Annotated in this window: 19 protein-coding genes; 11 read left to right on the top strand and 8 right to left on the bottom strand. The window is 68.9% G+C overall.

The window, feature by feature from the left end:
- Positions 1-52 precede the first annotated feature (52 nt).
- From dcd to EV187_RS16790, 5 genes are all read left to right on the top strand, one after another.
- Complete coding sequence (gene dcd, locus EV187_RS16810) at positions 53-658, top strand: dCTP deaminase (protein ID WP_130354241.1); 606 nt, start codon at positions 53-55, stop codon at positions 656-658.
- 1,081 nt (positions 659-1,739) lie between these two features.
- Positions 1,740-2,807, top strand: a complete 1,068-nt coding sequence (locus EV187_RS16805) for a glycosyltransferase (RefSeq protein ID WP_165391253.1) — start codon at positions 1,740-1,742, stop codon at positions 2,805-2,807.
- Positions 2,804-3,673, top strand: coding sequence for a nucleotidyltransferase family protein (locus tag EV187_RS16800; RefSeq protein WP_130354239.1), 870 nt, complete (start codon positions 2,804-2,806; stop codon positions 3,671-3,673). The genes EV187_RS16805 and EV187_RS16800 overlap by 4 nt, the downstream gene beginning before the upstream one ends.
- On the top strand, positions 3,670-3,939 hold the full coding sequence (locus EV187_RS18445; protein ID WP_165391252.1) for a PqqD family protein: 270 nt from the start codon (positions 3,670-3,672) through the stop codon (positions 3,937-3,939). Before EV187_RS16800 ends, EV187_RS18445 begins: the two co-directional genes overlap by 4 nt.
- Before the next feature lie 54 nt (positions 3,940-3,993).
- On the top strand, positions 3,994-5,358 hold the full coding sequence (locus EV187_RS16790; RefSeq protein WP_130354237.1) for an O-antigen ligase family protein: 1,365 nt from the start codon (positions 3,994-3,996) through the stop codon (positions 5,356-5,358).
- Here EV187_RS16790 and EV187_RS16785 read toward each other — a convergent pair.
- On the bottom strand, positions 5,355-6,524 hold the full coding sequence (locus EV187_RS16785; RefSeq protein ID WP_165391251.1) for an ATP-binding cassette domain-containing protein: 1,170 nt from the start codon (positions 6,522-6,524) through the stop codon (positions 5,355-5,357). The two genes, EV187_RS16790 and EV187_RS16785, sit on opposite strands and share 4 nt — an antisense overlap.
- 85 nt (positions 6,525-6,609) lie before the next feature.
- On the opposite strand from EV187_RS16785, the gene EV187_RS16780 reads away from it, so the two are divergent.
- From EV187_RS16780 to EV187_RS16760, 5 genes are read left to right on the top strand one after another with little or no spacing between them, the layout of a single operon-like run.
- Positions 6,610-8,115, top strand: coding sequence for a tyrosine-protein kinase domain-containing protein (locus tag EV187_RS16780; RefSeq protein WP_165391250.1), 1,506 nt, complete (start codon positions 6,610-6,612; stop codon positions 8,113-8,115).
- Between the two features lie 20 nt (positions 8,116-8,135).
- Positions 8,136-9,221, top strand: a complete 1,086-nt coding sequence (locus EV187_RS16775) for a glycosyltransferase family 2 protein (RefSeq protein ID WP_130354234.1) — start codon at positions 8,136-8,138, stop codon at positions 9,219-9,221.
- A 31-nt stretch (positions 9,222-9,252) separates the two neighbouring features.
- Complete coding sequence (locus tag EV187_RS16770) at positions 9,253-10,386, top strand: glycosyltransferase WbsX family protein (protein ID WP_130354233.1); 1,134 nt, start codon at positions 9,253-9,255, stop codon at positions 10,384-10,386.
- A 50-nt stretch (positions 10,387-10,436) separates the two neighbouring features.
- Positions 10,437-11,459: a glycosyltransferase family 4 protein gene (locus EV187_RS16765; protein ID WP_165391249.1), complete on the top strand. Its 1,023-nt coding sequence runs from the start codon at positions 10,437-10,439 to the stop codon at positions 11,457-11,459.
- Between the two features lie 16 nt (positions 11,460-11,475).
- On the top strand, positions 11,476-12,549 hold the full coding sequence (locus EV187_RS16760; RefSeq protein ID WP_165391248.1) for a glycosyltransferase family 4 protein: 1,074 nt from the start codon (positions 11,476-11,478) through the stop codon (positions 12,547-12,549).
- A 2-nt stretch (positions 12,550-12,551) separates the two neighbouring features.
- Here EV187_RS16760 and EV187_RS16755 read toward each other — a convergent pair whose 3' ends face one another.
- On the bottom strand, positions 12,552-13,790 hold the full coding sequence (locus EV187_RS16755; RefSeq protein WP_130354230.1) for an ABC transporter ATP-binding protein: 1,239 nt from the start codon (positions 13,788-13,790) through the stop codon (positions 12,552-12,554).
- A gap of 224 nt (positions 13,791-14,014) precedes the next feature.
- On the opposite strand from EV187_RS16755, the gene EV187_RS16750 reads away from it, so the two are divergent.
- Positions 14,015-14,491, top strand: coding sequence for a hypothetical protein (locus EV187_RS16750; protein ID WP_130354229.1), 477 nt, complete (start codon positions 14,015-14,017; stop codon positions 14,489-14,491).
- Between the two features lie 85 nt (positions 14,492-14,576).
- Here the strand turns inward: EV187_RS16750 and EV187_RS16745 are convergent, their stop codons facing one another.
- Genes EV187_RS16745 through EV187_RS16720 form a run of 6 tightly spaced genes read right to left on the bottom strand, consistent with a single transcriptional unit; the run spans position 14,577 to position 21,932 of the window.
- Positions 14,577-15,395 (bottom strand): ABC transporter permease, encoded by an 819-nt coding sequence (locus EV187_RS16745; protein WP_165391247.1) that lies wholly within the window; start codon positions 15,393-15,395, stop codon positions 14,577-14,579.
- 49 nt (positions 15,396-15,444) lie between these two features.
- Positions 15,445-16,566 (bottom strand): glycosyltransferase, encoded by a 1,122-nt coding sequence (locus tag EV187_RS16740; protein ID WP_242609672.1) that lies wholly within the window; start codon positions 16,564-16,566, stop codon positions 15,445-15,447.
- The gene (locus EV187_RS16735) at positions 16,563-17,600 is read right to left on the bottom strand and encodes a glycosyltransferase family 4 protein (RefSeq protein WP_130354227.1); all 1,038 of its coding nucleotides are present in this window, start codon (positions 17,598-17,600) and stop codon (positions 16,563-16,565) included. The genes EV187_RS16740 and EV187_RS16735 overlap by 4 nt, the downstream gene beginning before the upstream one ends.
- Positions 17,597-18,727 carry a glycosyltransferase family 4 protein gene (locus tag EV187_RS16730; protein WP_165391246.1) on the bottom strand — a complete coding sequence of 377 codons (1,131 nt, stop codon included), beginning with the start codon at positions 18,725-18,727 and terminating at the stop codon, positions 17,597-17,599. Before EV187_RS16730 ends, EV187_RS16735 begins: the two co-directional genes overlap by 4 nt.
- Complete coding sequence (locus EV187_RS16725) at positions 18,724-19,896, bottom strand: glycosyltransferase family 4 protein (RefSeq protein ID WP_130354225.1); 1,173 nt, start codon at positions 19,894-19,896, stop codon at positions 18,724-18,726. Before EV187_RS16725 ends, EV187_RS16730 begins: the two co-directional genes overlap by 4 nt.
- Positions 19,893-21,932 (bottom strand): glycosyltransferase, encoded by a 2,040-nt coding sequence (locus tag EV187_RS16720; RefSeq protein ID WP_242609671.1) that lies wholly within the window; start codon positions 21,930-21,932, stop codon positions 19,893-19,895. Before EV187_RS16720 ends, EV187_RS16725 begins: the two co-directional genes overlap by 4 nt.
- Between the last annotated feature and the right edge of the window lie 242 nt (positions 21,933-22,174).

Genomic DNA, 22,174 nt, shown 5'->3' with positions numbered 1-22,174 from the left:
CGGGTGACGGTGCAACGGAAGCCATCCTAGCAAGCGTTGCTACGCTGGCTGCGTGCTTCTCTCGGATCGTGACATCAGGGCCGAACTCGACCGCGAGCGCATCCGGTTGGAGCCCTACGAACCGGGGATGATCCAGCCGTCGTCGATCGACGTGCGCCTCGACCGGTACTTCCGGCTGTTCGACAACCACAAGTACCCGTTCATCGATCCGGCCGAGGACCAGCCCGAGCTCACCCACCTCATCGAGGTGCGGCCAGAGGAGCCCTTCATCCTGCACCCGGGCGAGTTCGTGCTCGCGTCGACGTACGAGGCCGTGACGCTGCCCGACGACATCGCGGCGCGACTAGAGGGCAAGAGCTCGCTCGGCCGTCTCGGCCTGCTCACGCACTCGACCGCCGGCTTCATCGACCCGGGCTTCACCGGGCACGTCACGCTCGAGCTCTCGAACGTCGCGACCCTCCCGATCAAGCTGTGGCCCGGCATGAAGATCGGCCAGATGTGCTTCTTCCGCCTGTCGTCGCCGAGCGAGCGTCCCTACGGCTCGGCCGAGTACAGCTCGCGCTACCAGGGGCAGCGCGGACCCACGGCGTCGCGCTCGTTCCAGAACTTCCATCGCACCGACGTCGGCGTGACCGAGGCGGGCTCGGCCGGTCGCTGACCGAGCGGATGCCGCGTCCGCCCCGTCCGCCCGCCGGATCGGGGAGTCCTTGCGGTGAGCGGCTCGCCGTGCGGTCCGCGCACCGGCATTCGCGCCGGCACCGGACTGCCCGAGCGCGAGGAGGGTGGTGCGCACGCCGAACGCCGACCAGGCGACGAGTCCGAGCAGCTTGGCGCCATCCTCGACGAGCACGGACGACTGCGTGGGCACCAGCAGGAGGTCGGTGACGACCGAGACCCCGAGCCCACTGAACGCGAGCAGCAGGAGTCCGACATCGAGGTCGCGAAGGATCGCCTCCCGGAATCGCACGACGAAGCGGAGGAAGGCGAGCCCGTAGGCTGCGGCGACCAGTGCGCCGACCCCCGGAGCGAACGCCGCAGCCTCATGCAGCAGCAGGAGGTCGTCGAGCGCGAGCACGAGGGTCAGCACGGCGATCCACGAGACCAGCCGGCGCCACGGCGCCGAGGCATCACGCAGGATGAGCCGCCCGATGGCCGCGGCGCCGCTCGAGAGCGCGAGCACGACGATGCCGACGTTCGAGACCAATCCGTAGGCGGGACTCGCGCCGGCACGGGCGGCGGCGACGACCTGGCTGTCGCGCAGCAGGTCGCTCGGTGGGAGCCACGGCTGCATCGCGGTGAGCGCGATCACCCCCGCGACCGGAAGGACGACGGAGAGGTACACCGTGGGCGGCGTGCGCGAGAAGGTGCGTGTCAACCACGCGATCGGGCGTTCATCGGTGCGGGCGCGACTCATGGCATCTCCACCCCGGCACATGCCACGCTGCGGCCGGGATTCGGGTTCGGGAACGGTCGGGGCTGGGTAGGGCGCCGCCGATCGGGTGGCTCTCGGGCAGAACCGGTGCGCGCTGCCGACCGGGGTCGGCGCTCGTCCAGGCCAGCGGCTGGACCCACGCTATGCGGGCGCCGGCATCGGGTGAAGGGCTTGACAGGAGGGTGAACGGATGCCGCGTCGGCGCGACGTCGCTCGCCCGCCGGCGGCGGGAGAATGGTCGGGGTCCTCCGCGGTGCCGCGGCCGCGTCGTAGGATTCGGCAGGAACACGCACGAGAGGGGGCGGCAATGACCGACGTCGTCCTCGCCCATGACTACCTCGTGCAGGTCGGCGGCGCCGAGCGCGTGGTCGCCGAGTGGGCGGCCGGGTTCGGCGCCCGCTCGATCGTGACGCTCGCCTACCGACCGGAGTCCACGTTCGAGGAGTTCCGCGACCTCGACGTGCGGGCCACGATCCCGCGCGCGCTCGCGACGCAGGTCGAGCGGATGCTGCCGGCACTGCCGGCGATCGCGGCGCGCACGAGGGTCTCGGGGGGCGACGTCGCGCTGGCGTCGAGCAGCGGATGGGCGCACCGCTTCCGCTTCGAGATCCCGCACGTCGTCTACGTGCACAGTCCAGCGCGCTGGCTGTACGCCGCCGACGACTACCGGATGCGGCTCAGCGCCGTGCGCCGGGCCGGGCTCGCGGTGAGCACCCCGCTGCTGCGGCGCGGCGACCCCGAGGCCATGCGCCGCGCGCGTGCGATCGTGGCGAACTCGGCCGTGACCCAGGAGCGGATCCGGGCGGCGTACGGGCTCGAGTCGATCGTGGTGCATCCGCCCGTGCAGCCCGTCGCGAGAGGCGCCGAGCCGCCGCCGCGCGAACTGTCGCCCGGGTTCGCACTCGTGGTGGCGCGCGACCGCGGCTACAAGAACGTCGCCCTCGCCGTCGCCGCCGCGCGGGAGGCGGGGATGCCGATCGTGATCGTCGGCGCTGGCTCCGAGTCGCTCGACGATCCCGACCAGGGCGTGCGCGGCCTCGGTCGTGTGACCGACGGCGAACTCTGCTGGGTGTACCGCAACGCCGCGGTCCTCGTCGGCGCGGGGCGCGAGGACTTCGGCCTCACGGTCATCGAGGCGGCACTCGAGGGCACGCCAGCTGCGACGGTCGCCGCCGGCGGTTACCTCGAGACGGTGCGGCCCGGGAGGAACGGCGCCCACGCGGCATCCGCGACCGCCGTCGACCTCGCCGCCGCGATGGGCCGCGCCCGTGACATCGACGCCGACCACTGCCGCGAATGGGCACGCGGGTTCAGTCGAGACGTGCACGTCGCCCGCCTCGCTAGAGTGATCGAAGAGGTGGTGCAGCGGGCGTGAACGAGACCCAGGTGAGCGTGCCGCTTCCGGTGCGCCTGCGATTCGGGCACGCTGCCGTGCAGCACCTTGCCGACTCGATCGGCGTCGACCTGCTGCACATCAAGGGGGTCGCGGCCGATGCCTCGCTCCGCCCCGACGGCGATACCGGCAGCGATGTGGACGTCCTCGTCAGGCCCGACCACGTGGCCCGGCTCGATGCCGCGCTGCGGCGGAACGGGTGGCGCCTCTACAGCACGTTCGAGCTCGGGTCGCCGTTCGGTCACGCGCAGACCTACCTGCACGACGCGTGGGGATACATCGATATCCACCGGTTGTTCCCGGGGATCCGCGTGGCGCCCGAGCGCGCGTTCGACCGGCTCTGGTCGGAGCGCCTGACGACGGAGATCGCCGGGGTGGCGTGCGCCGTTCCGACGGTGCCCGCACAGGCGCTGCTGCTCATCCTGAACGCGGCCCGCTCGACCGGCTCCAGCCGGAGGGACATGAGGTACGCGTGGGACGGCGCATCCTCCGAGCGTCGTGCCGAGATCGAGGCGCTCGTCCGCGCCCTCGACGCCGAGGTGGGCTTCGCGGCGACCGTCGGCGGGTTGGAGCGATTCAAGGGCGAGCGTGACTATCGGCTCTGGAAGGTCGTCTCACGAGGCGGCAGCCGGTCCGAGGAATGGTGGGGGCGCATGCGGGCCGCCCCGACCCTGTCCGATGCGGTGCGCATCGCCGTCCGAGCGCCGCTCGTGAATGTCGAGCACCTCGCATTCCAGCTCGGACGACGACCCTCACGACGCGAAATCGCGATCGAGTTCGTCGCTCGTCCGGCCCGCGCCGTCGGCGAGGCGTGGCGGGCACTGTTCGACCGGAGGTCGGCGCGATGACGGCGGCACTCCGCCCTCCTCCCGGTGTCGCGGTCATTGAGGATGGCGAGACCGTGTACGCCGCCGCGCTCCCACGAGGTCCCATCGTGGTGCTGGAGGGTGTGGCGGCATTGATATGGACGACGGCCCGACACGCCGATCGAGCGGACATCGCCAACGAGATCGCCGAGGCGACCGGCGCGGACATCCGATCGGTCGGTCCCGAGGTTGATGCCTTTCTCGATGGGCTGGTGGAGCGCGGCCTGCTCGAGCCTGCACTCGACTGATCGTCGGCGCCCGGCACCTGCGATACTGGAGCGAATCTCAGCAAGGGAACTGCCATGACGTCCACGAGTCTCCGCGCGCTGATCTGGCGCAGCCGGATCGCGGAGTGGTGGGCGAACGCCTGGCGCTGGGTCCTCATGGCCGCTGCGGCGGCGGCCGTGGTGTACATCCTGCTCGAACAGAACGTTCAGAACGCGCCGATGACGGCCATTTCCCTCTCGGCGCTCATCATCGCAGCGGTCATCACGCGATCGCAGCCTCTCGCGATCGCGCTCGTGGCCATGCCCGGCCTGTTCATCGTGCAGCGCGTCGGCCTCGGCGGCGGTGACCTGTCGGTATCGGATGTGGCGCTTGCGGCGGCCTTCGGCTGCGCGCTGCTTCTTGGCGAGCGACCGTACAGCCTCCCATTGCGCCGGATGCTGTGGCTGAACCTGCTCTTCCAGTTCACCACCCTGTTCACCGTCATCGTCAACCCATTCCCGGCCAATACGGTCGAATGGTTCCACGCCTGGCTCCTGGTCTCCGGCGCGCTCGTGGTCGGCTGGGCGCTTGGTGCTGGGGGTCAAGCGCGGCTCGCGCTCAATCTGATTGTCGCCACGGGTGGCGTGCTGGCGGTGGTCACACTCGTTCACGGCATACTGCAATACGCCCGCGGCGACTTCGCCGCGGTCTATCTCACCTGGCCGTTCGAAATGCACAAGAACTTCGTCGGAACGGTACTGGCCTTCGTCGCCGTCATCGTCTACATCAACCCCGACTGGTTCGGCTGGCCCAAACGGTCCGCCGCGGTCGTCTTCTGGCTGGTGATCGCCGCGGTGCTCATGACGCAATCTCGTCAGGCGCTGATCGGGCTCGTCATCGCCGTCCTCGTCGCGGTGTTCCGGCGACGCGCAACGGGCCGGTCGCGCTTCATGCTGCTGCTCACCATCCCCGCCGCCATCCTGGTCGTGACGATGGTGGCCGACCAGATCGCGTCACAGAATCAATACAACTCGGTCTTCCAGCGCCTCAATTGGTTCCGTGAGGTCTACCACCTCTGGCGAGAGTCACCCGTGTTCGGGCACGGCCTCCGCTACTGGTACAACGACACCACCCTGTTCCAGCCGCCGCAGGCGGAACTGGAGGTGCTGGTCACTGCAGGTGTCGTCGGGCTCATCGGCTTCTTCGTGATGTGGCTGGGCATGGTCGTCGTGCTCTGGCGGGTGGATCCCCGCTTCGGCACGCTCGCGGTCGCGGTCCTGCTGTCGCGGCTCACCCAGGGCCAATTCGATCTCTTCTGGACTGCAGTCCAGGTTTCGATCCCGTTCGTGATCGCCGGTGTGTGCCTCGGTGCGTTGGCGCGAGAGGAGCGCGGCGACGCGGCGTCGTTCCGAATCGACACCCGAGCCTCGACTGAGCGCCTGGGATTGAGGTCGACCTAGCGCCGGGTGAGCAACCGGGCATCGACCAGTTGCTGCAGTGCGGCGCTCACGACCTCTGCCGCGTCGATGTCCTCCGGCGGCTCGGAGAGCTCACTGATCGCGGCATCGACGAGGTCACGTTCACTCGTGCCGTCGGCTGCAAGCCAGATCACCGGGCCGACGCCCTCGAGCACAGTGACCTCGTGCGGCCTGAGCACGAGCAGACCGTCGTCGACGAGCAGCGCGTCGGTGTGGTCGGTGCGTCGATATGTGCTGTGCGCGCCCGTTCCATCGGCAGCCTCGACGACCTCGTGCGGGTCGGTGACGCTTCCCTTGACGCAGTCGCAGCCACGCTGCGACTGTGACGCCAAAGGGGTGAGCGATGGCTTGCGTTCGTCGACGGTTCCGAGGATCTCTTCGACCAGGCCGGGAAGCGTCTCGGCCTCGGTGTAGACGATGCGGCGCAGGCCGCCGGTCGCGAGGATCACCTCCGCAAGCGTGCTGAGCGGATTCTCGAGTTCGGCCAGGTAGCTGGTCTCGGGGATGAGGAGCGGCAGTGCCTCGGCGACAGGTACGGACTCGACGTACGGCCGATCGATGCCGGGTCGACGATCAAGCAGCGCGAGTGCGCCGAGCCGGAGACCATCGCGCGGGGCTGCGCGAAGTCCCAGCTCGGAAGCGGCGCGGTGGACTTTTCGGTCGGGGCGCTGCCCGAACGAGAGCGGTTTCGGGTATACGAGGACGTCGCCGCCGGGGCGGATCGCCAGGGTCTCATCGGTGACGTAGGCATACGCCGAGCCCAGCGCCCGCGCCGCGGTTGTCTTACCCCGACCGGATGGCCCCACCAGACCGACGACCCGGCCGTCATCGAGGGCCACGGCGGCCGCATGCAGCATGACGGCCTCGCCCCTGAGCCCGTCGATGGCGCCGAGCGTGACCTCGGAAGTGAGCGTGTCAGCGAGTTCTTTCGGGGTGGCGGCCCGGATCGTCTTCTCATCCCGGATCAGCTTCTCGTGGGGCGATCGGGCGACTGCGACGGAGGTGTCGATGCTGCCGCGAACGGTCAGCGACGGCACGTGGCCATTGTCGGCGATGAGATCAGTCCACTGCGATCGGATACCGTCGCGCTCGTCGGCAGATAGCGAGTCGTCGAGCTCGACACGGATGGTTGAGGTGAGCGCCCGCACATGGAAGGTCGTTGGCATAGCATGGAGCCTACTCGTTGAAGATCTGCCGCGCCGCGGCGGGGGCCCCAAACGCGACGGAGGTGTCATGGAGCTCCGCGATTACATGCGTGGTCTGCGCAGGCACTGGTTGGCAATCGTGCTGATGACCGCCATCGGGCTGGGAGCGGGCTACGGCTGGACCCTGCTTCAGACGCCGGTCTACACCGCGAATGCGAGCGGGTATGTCGCGTCGAAGCAGAGCGAGGATGTCGGTATCTCCACTATCGGAGACAACCTGGCGCGATCCCGGGTCCAGTCGTATCTCGACATCGCGGGTTGGCGTGCCGTCGCCGAGAACGCGATCGAGGAGCTCGGTCTCGATACCACGCCCGAGGATCTCGTCACCCGGGTGACGGTGGAGAACCCCGAAGACACCGTGATCATGAAGATCAGTGCCGAGGCGTCGACGCCCACCGACGCACGTGACCTCGCCGAGGCGTGGCTCCGCGGGATGATCATCGAAATCGACGCCATCGAGGGCGACGGCACCGAGGGGTCGGCGCCGGTCACGGTCATCACCGGTGACTCCGCCTCCCTTCCGTCGAGCCCGTCGTTCCCCGACGTGCAGTCGGCGGTGCTGGTGGGCGGCATCCTCGGGCTCGGATTCGGCATCGCCTTCGCCATGATCCGCACCGTCTCCGACCGGCGCATCCGCAGCGCCGATGACGTGGAGCAGAAGACCGGGGTGGCGGTCGTCGGTACGATCCCCATCGTTCCCGGTCTCGATGCCGAGAATCGCCTCATCGATGCGAGTGAGAAACCCAGCGGCAAGGTGTCTCACTTCGCCGTGTCCGAGGCGTTGCGATCGCTCCGCACGAATCTCCAGTTCATGGACGTCGATCACCCGCCGAAGACCATCGTTGTCACGAGTCCCCTTCCGGGCGACGGCAAATCGACCATCGCCTGCAACCTGGCATTGACGCTCGCCGCGGCTGGAACCACCGTCGTACTGGTGGACGGCGACCTCCGCCGGTCGATGGTCGCCAAGACCATGGGGCTTCCTGGTGGGGCAGGGTTGAGCGATGTACTGGCGGGCCGCGCGAGCCTGGCCGAAGTGCTGCAGCGCACCCCCCGTTCGAACAACCTCCTGGTCCTTGCGGCGGGCAGCGTGCCGCCGAACCCGAGCGAGGTGCTCGGGTCGGAGCGCATGCACACGCTGCTCTCCGATCTGACCAAACATGCCACGGTGATCATCGACGCGCCTCCACTGCTTCCCGTGACCGACGGCGCCGTGCTCACCCACCAGGCCGACGGCGCGCTGGTTGTCGTCACCCTCGGCAAGACAACCCACGACCTGCTCGAGAAGGCGCTCGACACGCTCCGCAAGGCGCGCGGACGCGCGCTCGGCGTTGTGCTCAACAAGACCCCCCTCCGTGGCGCCGACGCCTCGCCCTACTCGTACGACTATCGTCGGGACTACACCGCGACCGTGCCCGAGGATGCGCCCGTGCCCCACACCGATATCGGAGCGGATCTGTCCGCAGAACTCCCAGACCTCGACAGCGAGCACGAGCCCGTGCCGGCGCCCGCACGACGCGGTCGGCGAAGCTGAGTTCGGCGCGGCTGCGCACGATGACGGGGGAGTCGGTCGGCGGGTCGGCCGGTGCTGACGTTCAGCCGATCGTCTCGGTCGTGATCCCCCTGTACAACGGCGCCGCCTACATCGCCCAGACGCTCACCTCGATCTCCCGCCAGACGCTCGAGAACATCGAGGTCATCGTCGTCGACGACGGCTCCACCGACGATGGACCTGACCTCGTTCGCACTCATCCTGTCGGTGCCTCGCTCCACGAGCAGTCGCACCTCGGCGTGGCGGTCGCACGAAATCGCGGACTCATGCTCGCGCGCGGGCGGTGGGTCGCCTTCCTCGACCAAGACGACCTCTGGCATCCGACGCACCTCGAACGAGCTCTGCGCTGGCTGCACGCACACCCCGGCGAACACATCGTCTTCGTCCGGGAGATCACATTCGGCATCGCAGATGAGACCGACCGACTCCGTTCGATGGACTCGGGTGTCGCCGGCTGGGCGACTCATCTCGTCGGCCGCGAGGGCGCATTGGAAGAACTCACCGGTGCGGCCGAGGTGAGTGGTTCGGATGCCGTCGAGGTACATGACCTCCGCGCGATGCTGCGCGGCCCGATCTCCGTGACCACGAGTTTCGTTGCGCAGCCGGAGCTCCTCAGGCTCGTCGGTGGGTTCGCGCCGCACGCGCTCGCCATGGACGACTACTGGATGCTCGTGAACGTGGCACGACTGCAACCGATACCGCAGATCGATCAGCGCACGGTGTTCTACCGCGTGCACGTCGGCGCCACCTCCCGCAGCACCCGCCTCGGCATGCCCTTCCTCTCCTCGGCGATTGCCCTGCGCCTCGGGGGCGGCCTGATCGGCATTGATGAGGGGCTCCGTGGCGGCCTCGTCGGAAAGCTTCATTCACATCTGCTCCGCGAGCTGCTCACCTCCCCCGAGTACGCCGGAGAGGCGAGGGTGCGCCGCGCAGTCGGTCATCTCGCCTCGCTGCTCTGGCCCCCGCACGGCCTGCACGGCGAACGTCGCCGAGCGCTGATCGCGGCTCGTCTGCCGTGGCTTCGACGCGCCATTCGCACGCTCCGCGGCGGCTTGCCACCCGCCGCTCTACGGCACGACGGACAGTAGGATCAACGTGCTCGGTTGACGGTTCGAAGAAATGGCGGTTTCCTTGGTCGAGAATCCCGCGTCCCACCCTGCCGCGGACGTACGCGCCGAGAGCGCGCCACCCGGGCTCAGGGCAAGGGCGCTTGCGTTCTACCTTCCGCAGTTCTTCCCGATTCCCGAGAACGACGAATGGTGGGGTCCCGGCTTCACCGAGTGGACCAACACCGCGAGAGCGCGGCGGCTCTTCCCCGGGCACCTCCAGCCCACGCTTCCCGCGGACCTCGGCTTCTACGATCTGCGGGTGCCCGAGACCCGGCAAGCGCAAAGCGACCTCGCTCGCGAATACGGGGTGGAGGCCTTCGTCTACTGGCACTACTGGTTCGGCGACGGCGATCGGATCCTCGATCGGCCGTTCCGTGAGGTGCTCGAGCTCGGAGTACCCGAGATCAGCTTCTGCCTCGCGTGGGCCAACCAGTCCTGGACGGGAATCTGGCACGCCGCCGCCGACAAGGTGCTCAAGCAGCAGACCTATCCGGGCCACGACGATGATCGTCGCCACTTCGAGGCGATCCTTCCGGCATTCCGTGACGAACGGTATGTCCGAGTCCACGGTCGCCCGTTGTTCTACGTGTTCCGGCCCGAGGAGTTGCCGGATGCCGCTGCGTTCGTCGATCGCTGGCAGGCCATGGCACGACAGGCGGGACTCGATGGCCTGTACCTCGTCGCGGAGTCGAGCGATCTGCTCGGTGCGGGTGCGAGATACACGGATGCCGCGGCCGATGGTTTCGACGCGAGCGTCTACATGCGGCTGCCCGCACATGTGACGCGGGCCTCCCGCTTCCGCATGCGTGCGATTCGGAAAGTCATGGGCGGACCCGAAATCTGGCCCTACTCCGACTCGGTGATCGCCACCTATCCCCGCGATCCCGACGTGCAGCCATGCGTCTATCCCAACTGGGACAACACGCCGCGTGCCGGCCGCCGTGGCCTCGTCGTGCAGGGGGCCACACCGGCGCGGTTCCAGCGCGCCGTCGAGCAGGCGGTCGACCTGCTGGCCGACCGACCTGCCGAGGACCGACTGCTCTGGGTCAAGTCGTGGAACGAGTGGGCCGAGGGCAACCACCTCGAGCCCGACCTCCGAGACGGTCATGCGTGGCTGCGCTCCCTTCGGTCCGGCCTGTCATGACCACCCCGCAGCGTCTCCCCGCGGCATCCGATCGACCATTGCGGATCGCGATGATCTCGTATTACTTGCCGAGTGAGAGCAAGATCGGCGTCGGCTACCAAGTGCACGCGCTCGCGAACGAGCTGGTTCGCCGCGGACACACCGTCGACGTGTTCAGTCCCTGCGCGCCGGTCGACGGGGCGCTCTACGGTCATGTCCACCTCCCGATGTCCGGTCCGCTCAGGACGTTCCGCTTCGCGTTCGTCATGCGCCGGCAGGACCTGTCGTCGTACGACGTGCTCCATGCGCACGGCGAGGACTACTGGATGTGGCGCAGGCGGGTTCCGATGCACGTCCGCACGCTGCACGGCTCCTGCTTCGAGGAAGCGTTGCACGTGAAGGGTGTCAAAGAGACGGCGCGGATGCTGTTGCTAGGCCTCACCGAAGTGCTCGCGAGCCTCGTGGCCGATCGGACCGTGCTCATCTCCCCAGGGACCCGCCGCTGGACGCCATGGGTGCGATCCATCATCCCGAACGGGGTGGATCCAGCGATCTTCGGCCGGGCTTCGCCGAAGGCCGAACGGCCCACGGTGCTGTTCGTCGGCACGTGGGGTGGTCGCAAGCGCGGTGCTGCGCTCGCCGAGGCGTTCGCGCGCGACGTCACCCCGCGCCTACCTGACGCCGAGCTGCGCATGGTCACGCAGGACGCGCCTGCCAGCCTCCCTTCCGGTGTCACTGCGCTCGGCCGGCTCAGCGATGCCGAGCTCGCAGACGAGTACAGCCGTTCCTGGGTGTTCTGCCTCCCCTCGACGTACGAGGGTTTCGGCATCCCGTACGCCGAGGCCATGACCGCCGGAGTCCCGGTCGTCGCGACACCGAACCTCGGCGCCAGATACGTGACGGAGGAGGGCAGTGCGGGAGTTCTCACGGGGATGCAGGACCTCGGGCATGTGCTCGCCGATCTCCTCTCGGATCCGGATCGTCGCGAGCGGGTCGCACGCCGGAGCCGCGAACGTGCGAGGTCCTTTGAACTCGGAGCCGTGGTATCCGCCTACGAGCAGGTCTACCGCAGCGGGAGACGACGTGGTCGCTGACCGGCGACGTCACCGTGTGCTCTGGCTCAGCAACGAGACGCCCGACGTCTCGGGACAGGGAGGCCAGCGGCGCCAGTACTTCCAGATCAGGGAACTGGGGCGCGCCGGTGTCGCGGTCGACGCGATCACCCTCGCCGGTCCTCAGGACGACACCTCGCTCAGGGCCATCGCCGACGTGCGTCGCGTCCACCGCCATCGGGGGTTCGGCATCCCCGACCCTGTCGGCCGATCGACAATCGCGCGCGCAGTGCGCAACACGGCATACGACGGGGTCGTGGTCGCTCATCTCGACTCGTGGGCCATGGTCGAGCGGGCTCCGTCACACGGCGGCGCTCGCATCCTGATGGACCTGCACAACGTGCTGAGCGCGTGGGCCGATCGAGAGGGACATCACGTCCGCGCTGTCGAGTTCGGGAGAATCGAGCGGGCAGTGCTTGGTCGCGTCGACGCGGTTGCCGTCTGTTCCGACGCTGAGGAACTCCGGCTCGGTACGGGCGGCACTGCACGGCGGATCGTGCTGCCCCACGGGATCGATGCCGCGGAATGGCCCGAACCGGGCAACCGAATGGGGCCGCCGGCGGTGGGCGCCATCGGCAATTGGGACTGGGAACCGAACCGTCACGGCATCGAGTGGTTCATCCGCACCGTGTGGCCGGCCGTCGTCGGGCGCGTTCCGGATGCCGAATTCATCGTCGCGGGCGCCGGTCTGCGGGCCGCCCTGGCCGATGCACCTGGCGTGCGGTACCTGGGCCGGATCGAGCGACGTGAAGATCTCATCGCGCGGGTCGACGCGATCGTCGTTCCCGTGCTCGACGGCGTGGGCGCTCCCGTCAAGTACGGCGAGGCGCTCGCCAGTGGGCGTGCGGTGCTCGCCACGCCCGACGGGGCGAGTGCTCATCCCGGCGCACCGGCGTTCGTCTCGTCGGACCCCGGCCAATGGTCCGAGGCGCTCGTGGCCTGGTTCTCGGATCGAGCCGCGGCGGCGGCGGCCGGGGCGGAATCGAGGCGATACGCGTTGACTGAGCTGACCTGGAGTCGGACGACCCGGGCACTCGTCACCTGGGTGCGCGAATCCCCTGGGATGTCGTGAGCCTAGCGCTGTGGACGCTCGAAATCGTCGGCTGCGTCGACCCGATACGTGAAGTCCGTGAGAACGATGCCGTTGGAATAGGCGTCCTCGGGCACAGCGTCGGGATACGGCAACTCGGGCAGCACCTCGAACGCCTGCGCACCCTGCCATGCATCGAGGATGCCGGCGCGGCAGACGAACACATCGACGGAGTAGCGCCCGGGACGTAGCCACAGACCGCTGATGGTGAGCGTCGCGCGTTGCGGTTCGGTCGGATCGAGCCAGACGCCGTGCACACGAGAGTCGCACTGGGCGATGACGGCACCGTTCGCGTCGTTGATGTGCGCGGAGACATAGTACGGCAGGGTCGAGTCGGCACCGGTCGACCCGAGGTCGATCTCGATCACCTTGTCGTCGGCTGCGTGATACGCGCGCTCCATCCGCACATCCGTCGCGCGCAGCTCGCCCGATCCGGGTCTGCGGGCGGCCTGCCGTTGGGCGGAGGCGAACTCCTCGAAGGTCGCCCGGTAACGCATCAGGGCGCCATCGACGGATCCGTGGTAATCGAGCCGACCGGCATCCAGGAATAGTGCGCTCGTGCAGAGGGAGGTGATCGTTTGCATCTGGTGGCTCACGTAGAGCACCGTGCGGCCGCTGCGCGCGGCATCCCGCATCTTGGCAAGCGACTTCCGCTGGAACTCGGCGTCGCCGACAGAGAGCACCTCGTCGATCGCGAGCATTTCGGTGTCGAGGTGCGCGGCCACCGCGAACGCGAGTCGCACGTACATGCCCGAGGAGTAACGCTTGACAGGGGTGTCGAGGAAGCGCTCGACGCCCGCGAAGTCGACGATCTCGTCGAAGCGCTGCTTGATTCCGCGCTTGCGCATGCCGAGCAACGTGCCGTTGAGGAAGATGTTCTCTCGGCCGGTGAGCTCGGGATGAAACCCAGTGCCGACCTCGAGTAGGCTGCCGATGCGTCCATTCAGCTCGATGCGCCCTGTGGTCGGAGCGGTGATGCGTGTGAGGAGCTTGAGCAGCGTCGACTTGCCGGCGCCGTTGCGGCCGATGATGCCGACTGCTTCGCCACGCGGGATCTCGAAATCGATCTCGTCGAGTGCCTCGAAGTACTCGTATTCGGCGCGCTGGAACGGATGCCGGAGTCGCTGCACGATCGCTTCGGTAGCCCGATTGCTCCGGTGCTGGTGACCGATGCGGTAGACCTTCGAGAGGTTGGAGACCGAGATCGCCATGGCGTTCGACATGATCTCCCTCGTCTTCTGGCGCATTCCGGCCTGCGACCGGGCGTGGAGCCTACGCTAACACCCCGGATCAATGCCCCCCGAAAGTGGGGGTCGTCAGTATTGGAGGAGATCGACACGACCCCTAGAGTTGATTCGCCAAACCCGATAATGTGCCCAGAGAGAGTTCCGCTCTCTCCCAAGAAACCCGAATGTGTCCAGCAGCCTCAGCCCAGGAGGAATCACCCATGAGCGACCTCGAAGAGCAGAAGCCGGGCGTCAGCCGACGCACGGTCGCCAAGGCGATGGCGTGGTCGGTTCCCGCTGTCGCGCTCGCCGTGCCGGCCCCGGCATACGCCGCCAGTCCGAGGTGCGTGCCCACAATCTCGTTCGAAGGCTGTCGATGCCCCGGACAGTCGAGCCCCGAATTCGACTTCGAGTACTTCGTCCGGTTCTGCGCTGTCCTTCCCGAGGGCTGCGGCACAGGGGACGTCGTGATCGAAGGCATCTTCGCCAACACGGGCGACAATCCCCCCCTCGTGCCGGTCGGCTTCAGCTTCCCGGTCAGCGTACCCGCTGATGGTTGCACCGAAACGGTCTTCCAGCTCGGCTCCACGAACAGCAGCGTCAATGTGCTCGTCGATGTTCAGGGCTTCGCTGACCTCGTTGAGGCCAAGATGCCGGTGCAGTCGTGCCCCGAATGCGAGGGAGAAACCACCCCGTAGGAAAGAGGCTTCGCGCCTGAGCGCTGTGACGACGAGAACCCCGGTCTGATGACCGGGGTTCTCGTCGTCACAGCACGTGGTCCGCTCAGATGAGGTCGGCGAACGACCGCTCGTGGCGCTGGAAGACGATGGCACCCAGCAAGAACCCGCCGATACTCACAAGCACCGCGCCGACGATCTGCCACGTTGGTGGCAGCGCCTCGCCGAGGAGCGAGTACCGGAAGAGCTCCATGAGCCACGAGAGCGGATTCGCGGCGAACACGGGAAGCAGGTTGTCGGGCACCGCGTCGAGGGAGTACGCGACCGGCGTTGCGAACAGGGCGAACTGGAGCGCCCACGGCAGGATGTACCCGACGTCGCGATAGCGCACCATCCATGCCGATGCGGCGAGCCCGATGCCGAGCGCGAGCAACACGAACAGCAGCACCCAGACCGGGAGCAGCAGCACGCCCCATCCGGGGTTCACCCCGTAGATCACGAGCAGCACGATGCCCAGCGCCAAGCCCACGGCGAAATCGAGCAATGCCGACATGGCGGTCGAGATCGGCACCAGCATGCGCGGGAAGAACACCTTCGCCACGAGTGCCTGATTGGCGACGAGCGAGGGCGCGGCGCGGCCCAGCACGCTGCTGAAGAGCGTCCACGCGAGCATGCTGATGAAGGAGAACAGGAAGTACGGTATGCCGCCTGTGGGCAGGTTCGCGACGCTGCCGAACACGAGCGAGAAGATGCCGGCGGCCGCCAGCGGCTGGATGAGCACCCACGCGACCCCGATCGCGGTCTGGCGATAGCGGAGCACGACATCGCGCTGGCCGAATCGCAGCGCGACCTCTCGAGCCTCCCACAGCTCGCTCCAGGGTGGGAGGGGCAGCCGGCCCGGGGGGTTGATCACGGTCGTTCGCATGTGTGTCCGTTCGAGATTGCGGATGCCGCTGCCCGCCTGACTTGGAATGCTACCCGTCGGCGACGGAAGTGAGCACCTCGCGCATGCGGGCCACACGTTCGCCCCAATCGGCCACGGTGCCATCGGCGCCGTCAGGGAAACGAGTGGGGGCAGGCAACGCGGCGGCGACCGCCTGTGCAAAAGCCCGACCGTCGGCGATCGTGATCCGCGGGTCCGCTGCATGACGGAATCCTGCAACTGATGTGGAGACCACATGCCGCCCGACCGCCTGGTACTCGTAGAGCTTGAGGGGATCGAGACTGTCGGTGAAGGAGGTGACGACGTGGGGAACGACGAGCACGTCGGCGTGCTGCAGGTACGCGATCACGTCGTCTCGCGGCCTTGCGCCGAGGAATCGAACGCCGGCCTGCTCCAATCGCTCCGTCTCCTCCGCGGCGAGGAGGTTCGGGCCGACGAATGTCAACGTGCCCTTGGACCCGAGTGCGCGCGCCGTGGCCTCGACGAGGGGGACGTCGAGCCGATCGGCATGCACGGTGCCGAGGTAGAGCGCGACTGCTGCGCCGGGCAGGTCCGACGGCCGCGGCATGGGGTGGCGGTAGGCGGCGACATCCACCGCATTCGGGATGAGCGTGACCGGCCGCGCGGCGCCCTTGCGCCTCGCAAGCTCTTCGGAGCAGACCACGACCTCACGAGCCGAACGCAGCAGGAATGCCTCGTTGTCCGCGATGCGCGCCAGTTCGGCGGGGGCGCGGTCGGCGGCCAGCCAGTCGTCGGTGATGTCGTAGAGCGTCGGCCAGCCCGAGAGCCGCGCGAGGGTCGCCGCACCGGGGTCGTTGATCCAGAGCAGTGGCGCGCGAATCCCGAGCCTCCCAGCGGCCCGCATCACTGCGCGGGCGAGGCGCTCATCGGCGTGCGCGTCAAGCCGACGGGGCAGCCACTTCACCGCTCGCATCGTCCAGAGCCGCTCGCGAGCCGTCCCCGCCACCGCCGCAGGAGCATGCCCGAAGCTTGGGGCGCGCCGCTCGCTGAGGTCGTGCAGCGGGTCAGCCGGCGGCTCGACGAACAGGACCCGCAGATCAGGGTCGCCCGCGACCAGGCCGGCGACGAGGTGCTGGTTGCGGCGCCACACGTCGTCCCAGACCTCGAGCGACATCACCACGAGGTCGGTCACAGCACGCTCCTGTAAACCGCGTCGGTGCCCTCGACCTGCGCTCGCAGCGAGAACTCGCGCCGCTGGCGAGCCTGCTCGGCCGTACCGAGGGCATCGCGCCCGACGGTGTCGTCGGCCAGCGATCGCAGAGCGCTTGCGGCATCCGTCACGTCATCGGGCCGGAACATCGCTCGCGGGTCGAGTCCCTCGAGCATCTCGCGATGCCCGCCGCCCGCCGCAGCCACGACGGGGAGGCCGCCGGCCATCGCCTCGAGCACGCTCAACCCGAAGTGCTCGAACGGGCATGATGCGAGCAGGATGCCGGCTCGGGCCGTGACGGCGGGGAGATCGGCGCGGAAGCCGAGGAAGCGCACTGTGCGCTCGAGGCCGAGTTCCCTCACGAGCGCCCGGAGTATCGCGAGCTCCGACCCGGTGCCGGCGATCTCGAGGCTCCAGCCATGGGCTGCCAGTCCGGATGCAGCGAACGCGCGGATGCCGACGTGCGTGTGCTTCTCAGGCTCGAGACGCTGCGCCATGAGCACCGTGCGTTCCCGAGGTCGGCCGTCTCCCAGCGGCCGTGTTTCGACACCGGGATGCACGACCATGCTGGGTCCGTCGACGGATGCCGCGACGACCTCGCTGATCGCGAGCTGCGCGTCGATACGGCGACGGATGAGCGCACCGATCGGGACCGGTCCGACGCTGCCACGGGGCTTGGCGAAGTGCCGCGTGGCGACGACGGCAGGCCGATGGCCACCGCGGCCGAGCAGGCCCGCGATCGTGCCCACCTCGGCCGCGGTCATGTGCGTGTTCACCACGTCGACGTCGTCGGCCTGTCGCCGAACCGCTCGCGACACCTCGAGCGTACGCACCGCCGGAGTGTGCTCGATGCCCGCGGCGTGGAGGCTTGGACGCATCCACTCATCCGCTCCGCCGATGACCGCGACCTGATGGCCGTCGGCGGCCTGCTCGCGCGCGAGCCTGAGGACGAACTGCTCGACGCCGGCGAAGCCGTCGGACCTGATGGCGTGCAGGATGCGAAGGGGCTCCGTCACGGCTCCTCCTTCTTCGACGCCTGCAACTCATGGACGAGGGCGAGGTACCGGTCGGCCGCTGCCCGCCAGGAGTGACCGGCGGCGCGCTCACGTGCCCGCTGCCGCCACCCCCTGAGATCCTGTCCGGTGAGCTCCCGGAGCCGCTGCCCGACCACCCTGGCGTCTGGCGGGACGATGAACCCGTTCACACCGTCCTCGATCACCTCAGGCGCGACCCCGACGGACGTCGAAACGACCGGCACCCCGCTCGCGAGGGCCTCCATGATCACCAGGCCGTAGGACTCGTACGCGCTCGGGAGCACGAACACATCAGCAGCTTGGAGAAAGGGCACCGGGTCGGGTTGCGGACCCACGAAGTGCACCCTGTCCGCAACCCCGAGCCGCTCCGACCGGCCTCTCGAGTGCCGGATCTGATCCGGCGTTCCGCCGACCACGAGCAGCGCGACGCCCGGTGCCTGCGGCAGTGCGTCGATCACGATCGGCAGGCCCTTGCGCTCGAACTCGTGTCCGATGAACACGGCCACCAAGGAGTCGCCCGGAAGTCCGATGCTGGCGCGGGCCCGCGCGCGTTCGGCCTCGCTCGCCGGGCGGAAGCGCTCGAGATCGACCCCGTTCGCGATGACCCGGATGGGAATGTCGACCCGCCCATACGTGTCGACCAGGAGCCGCGCCTCTTGATCACTGAGCGCGACGATCGCGCGGTGCGTGCGGCCGCGGTAGCGGATGCGGTCGCGCACGGCGGTGAAGAGATGGAGCGGGTTCCGCAGCATCCGCAGCGCATAGTGGCCTCGGCTGCGCATGGCAGCCGTCAGCAGGCCGTGATTGACGTAGACATCGCCGGCCATCACGTCGTTGTGGCAGATCGACACCGCGTCGGGTCGCTCGGCGAGGAACCTGCGCGCTCGGGCCGTGCCGACCGTGCTGAACCAGGCCACGTCGGCTCCGTGCCGGAGGCGCATTCCGATCGCCGATCGTGGCGTGCGTCGTCGTCGCCGGCCCGCTTCGACCGCGGTGAACCGCTCCACGGTCGCCCCGCTGGCGACGAACTCGCGCTCGAGTTGATACGCGACCCCGGCGACGCCGGTGCCCGGCCCGATCGCGGGCGCGATCTGGACAATGCGCGTCATCCGCTCGCTCCCCGGGCGGCGTCTCGTGCAGAGCGCACACGGCGCTCGGCCTGCAACTCTGCCACGAGGTCGAGATAACGCTGCGCTACGGCGCGCCATGAGTACGGCTCGACGCTGGCACGCGCCCGCCGCCCCCACTCGACGAGGTCGTCGTCCGAAAGCAGTGCCAGCTGTTCGAGCCGCTCGCCCACGACGCGGGCATCGCGCTCGACGAGGAATCCATTGTCGCCGTCGGCGACCACCTCTGGCGCGAAGCCCACGCGGGTCGTCACGACCGGCAGCCCGCTGGCGAGTGCCTCGAGCACGACAAGGGCGTTGGCCTCGTACGCGCTCGGCAGCACGAACATGTCTGCTGCCGCGAGGAACGGCCCGAGGTCGTACCGGGGTCCCACGAAAAGCACTCTCGTACCGACGCCGACCGCCTGGGCCGCCGCGTTCGCCTCGGCGATGATCTCGTCGGAGCCACCGACGATCAAGAGCAGTACCGACGGCGCGTGGCGAAGGCCCTCGATGGCGACATCCAGACCCTTTCGATGGAATTCGTGACCGACGAACACCGCGACACGCTCCTCGTCGCCCAGTCGCAGTGCTGCGCGCGCCTCCCGCCGCTCCTGCGGCGTGGGTGGGCGGAAGCGATCGAGGTCCACGCCGTTCGGGATGACGACGACGGGCGGCCGCACGCGGCCGTACGCGTGGTGCAATTCCGCGACGTCCTGCCGCGACAGTGCGACGACCGCTCGGTGCGTGCGCCCGCGGTAGCGGTAGCGGTCGCGCAGGTGGATGAAGATGTGAAACGGGTTGCGGAGCATCAACCAGGCCGGATTGCCCCTCGCACGCATCGACGCGAGGATGACGCCGTGGTCGACGTACACGTCGCCGGCAAGCAGGTCGTTGTGGCAGATCGAGATCGCCTCGGGGCGCTCAGCGAGGAATCTGCGGACCCGCGCCGTTCCGACGGTGCTGAGCCACACGACGCGCCAGCCGCGCGCGAATCTCCGCAGGAGCCGAGCCTTCGGCCACTTGCTCGACTTGCCCTGCCGTGCGTCTTCGAACGTGTACCGCTCGACCGTCGCACCCAGCGCACGGAACTGCCGCTCGAGGTTCCATGCGACGCCGGCGACGCCGGAGCCGGGTCCTATGAACGGCACGATCTGCACGATCCGCGTCATCTCTCGGCCCTCGCGGGTGACCGCGCCGAGTCCGGTTCACGCCCGAGCCGCGACTCCACGCGCACCGGTCCCAACCGGTACAGCGCCGCGCGGCGTCGCGCCTCCCGGCCCCGCTCGCCGCGGAGTACCAGTGAGCGCGTCATTGCCCCGAGCCACTGCCCGATCCGCGCGGACTGCCACCCGAGGCTTCCATAGTGCTTGCGGAGGTAGCGCTCGATCGACGCATGGAAGTGGGCCTCGCGGCGCTTCGCGTCGTTGCTTGTCGCTGCTCCGACGTGGAGCGCGGTCGCCCCGGGCACCGAAGCGTGGCGCCAGCCGAGTCGGCTCGCGCGGTAGGCCCAGTCGGTCTCCTCGGAGTAGAGGAAGAACCGCTCGTCGAATTCGCCCACCTGGTCGATCGCCTCGGCGCGCAGCAGCAGTACGGAGCCGATGACGAAGCGCGGTGCGCGGTGGAAGCGGGCAAGTCCGGCCGCTTCGAGCCAAGTCGAGAGGGGCGAGGGAAACGGCCATTCGACCTTTGAACGCACGCCGGTCCCGTCGACCTGCTCAGGGCCCACGCTCGCGAGGTCGCGCTCCGCGCGCAGCGCCTGCTGCAGCACGTGAACGTCGCGGGTCGCGATGACCGCGTCGGGGTTGAGGAGCAGTACGTCGGCGCCCGGCACGAGGCGAACGCGCAGGGCGAAGTTCACGCCGGCGGCGAATCCGTCGTTGTGGCCGGGGTCGAGGTAGCGCACGCCGAGCTCGGTGCAGAGCTCCTCGATCTCGGGCAGCGACGAGTTGTCGACGACGGTGACCGGCAGATGGGCGACGGGCTCGAGGGCACGGCGGAGCAGCTCGGGAGTGCCATACGCGACGACGATGACCTCGACCGGGGGCAGACCTGAAGAGCCGACGGATGGCGTGTGCACCACCGAGCGGTACAACTCGAGGTAGTCGCGGCCGACCGCCTCCCAGCTGCATTCGGCGGCTCGCGCGAGCCCCATGGAGCGAAGTTCGTCCCGCCGCTGTCCCGCAGCCTCGACGAGCCCGAGAGCGAGCGCCCCCGCATCCCCGGCCGGGACCACGATGCCCGCTCCGCCGACGACGGCGGGCAGTGCTCCGGCGTCGCTCGAGACCACGGGTACCCCCGATGCCATCGCCTCGACCGCCACACGGCCGAATTGCTCCGTCCAGGTCGGCGTCGGCAGCGAGGGCACCGCGAGCACGTCGAGCGAATGGTAGAAGTCCGCGATGTCGTCGGGCTCGATCGGTCCCATGAACTCGACGCGATCGGCGATGTCCAGTTCGTCGGCCCGTGCGCGCAACGCCGGCCCGGCCGGGCCGCCGCCGACGATGCGAGCGCGCAGGTGCGGGTCGCGCGCGACCGCGTCGATGAGGATGTCAGCACCCTTCTCCGGCACGAGCCGGCCGACGAACCCGACCGTCACCGGTCGGGGTCCATCGACCGGGCGGGGCTCGGCGAGCCTGGGCGCCGCCGTGGCATCCGATCGGAAACGCTGCAGGTCGACACCGAGCGGAATCACTCGAGCCCGCCCGGCGAAGCCCTTCTCCTCGGCGATCCGAGCGGCCTCGGAGTTGCACGCCGAGATGCCGGAAGCGGTGCGCAGCGCCAGGCGCTCGAACCAGCGGAACGGAACGGGATACCGCTTGCGCAGATTCTGCGCGGTGTAGAGCACGATGGGCGGTCGTCGGCGCCGCGTCGCGCGAAGCAGAAGAATCTCGGCGGTTGCGAGCGCGAACGGCTCTTCATGGATGTCGATCAGGTCCCATTGCTCGCCGAGCAGTCGCCAGATCGGCCGCGGATCGTAGAGGAAGAGGGCGGGATGGCGACCGATCGTGGCGACGCCCGTGACCGTTTCGCCGCGACGAGGCTCGAGCGGGACGGCACTGCCACCCTCGCGCCACCGCCGCGCTGACAGCAGCGTGACGTCCACGCCGAGCCCCGCGAGCGCTCGTTCGCGACCCCGCCACTCGTCGACGACGGCGCTGTGCGAGACCCGCAGCACGCGCACGGATCCTCCGCTCGTAGACTTCACTGGACATCTACAAGATATCGGGTGCGCGGTGCCGCATCCCCGCGCGGGCGTATGGTCGGGTTGGGCGTGCCAGAAATCGAAGGTCCGTTCGGCTGGGGTCGGAAGGAGACGGTCTCTCCGCATCCTGGCGCTCGGCGTCGTCACGTCGACACCGCGTGGGCAAGCGCACGTTCGCGGCCGCTCCTTCGTCGACCACGGCGCTCTGCGACGCCCCCAGTGCGCGTACGCCGCCCCCCACGTAG

The sequence above is a fragment of the Agromyces ramosus genome, assembly GCF_004216665.1.
In the GTDB taxonomy this organism is placed as follows: Bacteria; Actinomycetota; Actinomycetes; order Actinomycetales; family Microbacteriaceae; genus Agromyces; species Agromyces ramosus.
The sequence above is the reverse complement of the archived record's forward strand: the minus strand, read 5'-3'. Positions and strand labels throughout refer to the sequence as shown.

What these genes read in the sequence shown, in the direction of transcription:
- EV187_RS16805 (WP_165391253.1), top strand. Translation starts at nt 1,740, where the DNA reads ATGACCGACGTCGTCCTCGCCCATGACTACCTCGTGCAGGTCGGCGGC.
- EV187_RS18445 (WP_165391252.1), top strand. Translation starts at nt 3,670, where the DNA reads ATGACGGCGGCACTCCGCCCTCCTCCCGGTGTCGCGGTCATTGAGGAT.
- EV187_RS16790 (WP_130354237.1), top strand. Translation starts at nt 3,994, where the DNA reads ATGACGTCCACGAGTCTCCGCGCGCTGATCTGGCGCAGCCGGATCGCG.
- EV187_RS16780 (WP_165391250.1), top strand. Translation starts at nt 6,610, where the DNA reads ATGGAGCTCCGCGATTACATGCGTGGTCTGCGCAGGCACTGGTTGGCA.
- EV187_RS16775 (WP_130354234.1), top strand. Translation starts at nt 8,136, where the DNA reads ATGACGGGGGAGTCGGTCGGCGGGTCGGCCGGTGCTGACGTTCAGCCG.
- EV187_RS16770 (WP_130354233.1), top strand. Translation starts at nt 9,253, where the DNA reads ATGGCGGTTTCCTTGGTCGAGAATCCCGCGTCCCACCCTGCCGCGGAC.
- EV187_RS16765 (WP_165391249.1), top strand. Translation starts at nt 10,437, where the DNA reads ATGATCTCGTATTACTTGCCGAGTGAGAGCAAGATCGGCGTCGGCTAC.
- EV187_RS16755 (WP_130354230.1), bottom strand. Translation starts at nt 13,790, where the DNA reads ATGTCGAACGCCATGGCGATCTCGGTCTCCAACCTCTCGAAGGTCTAC.
- EV187_RS16750 (WP_130354229.1), top strand. Translation starts at nt 14,015, where the DNA reads ATGAGCGACCTCGAAGAGCAGAAGCCGGGCGTCAGCCGACGCACGGTC.
- EV187_RS16745 (WP_165391247.1), bottom strand. Translation starts at nt 15,395, where the DNA reads ATGCGAACGACCGTGATCAACCCCCCGGGCCGGCTGCCCCTCCCACCC.
- EV187_RS16730 (WP_165391246.1), bottom strand. Translation starts at nt 18,727, where the DNA reads ATGACGCGCATTGTCCAGATCGCGCCCGCGATCGGGCCGGGCACCGGC.
- EV187_RS16725 (WP_130354225.1), bottom strand. Translation starts at nt 19,896, where the DNA reads ATGACGCGGATCGTGCAGATCGTGCCGTTCATAGGACCCGGCTCCGGC.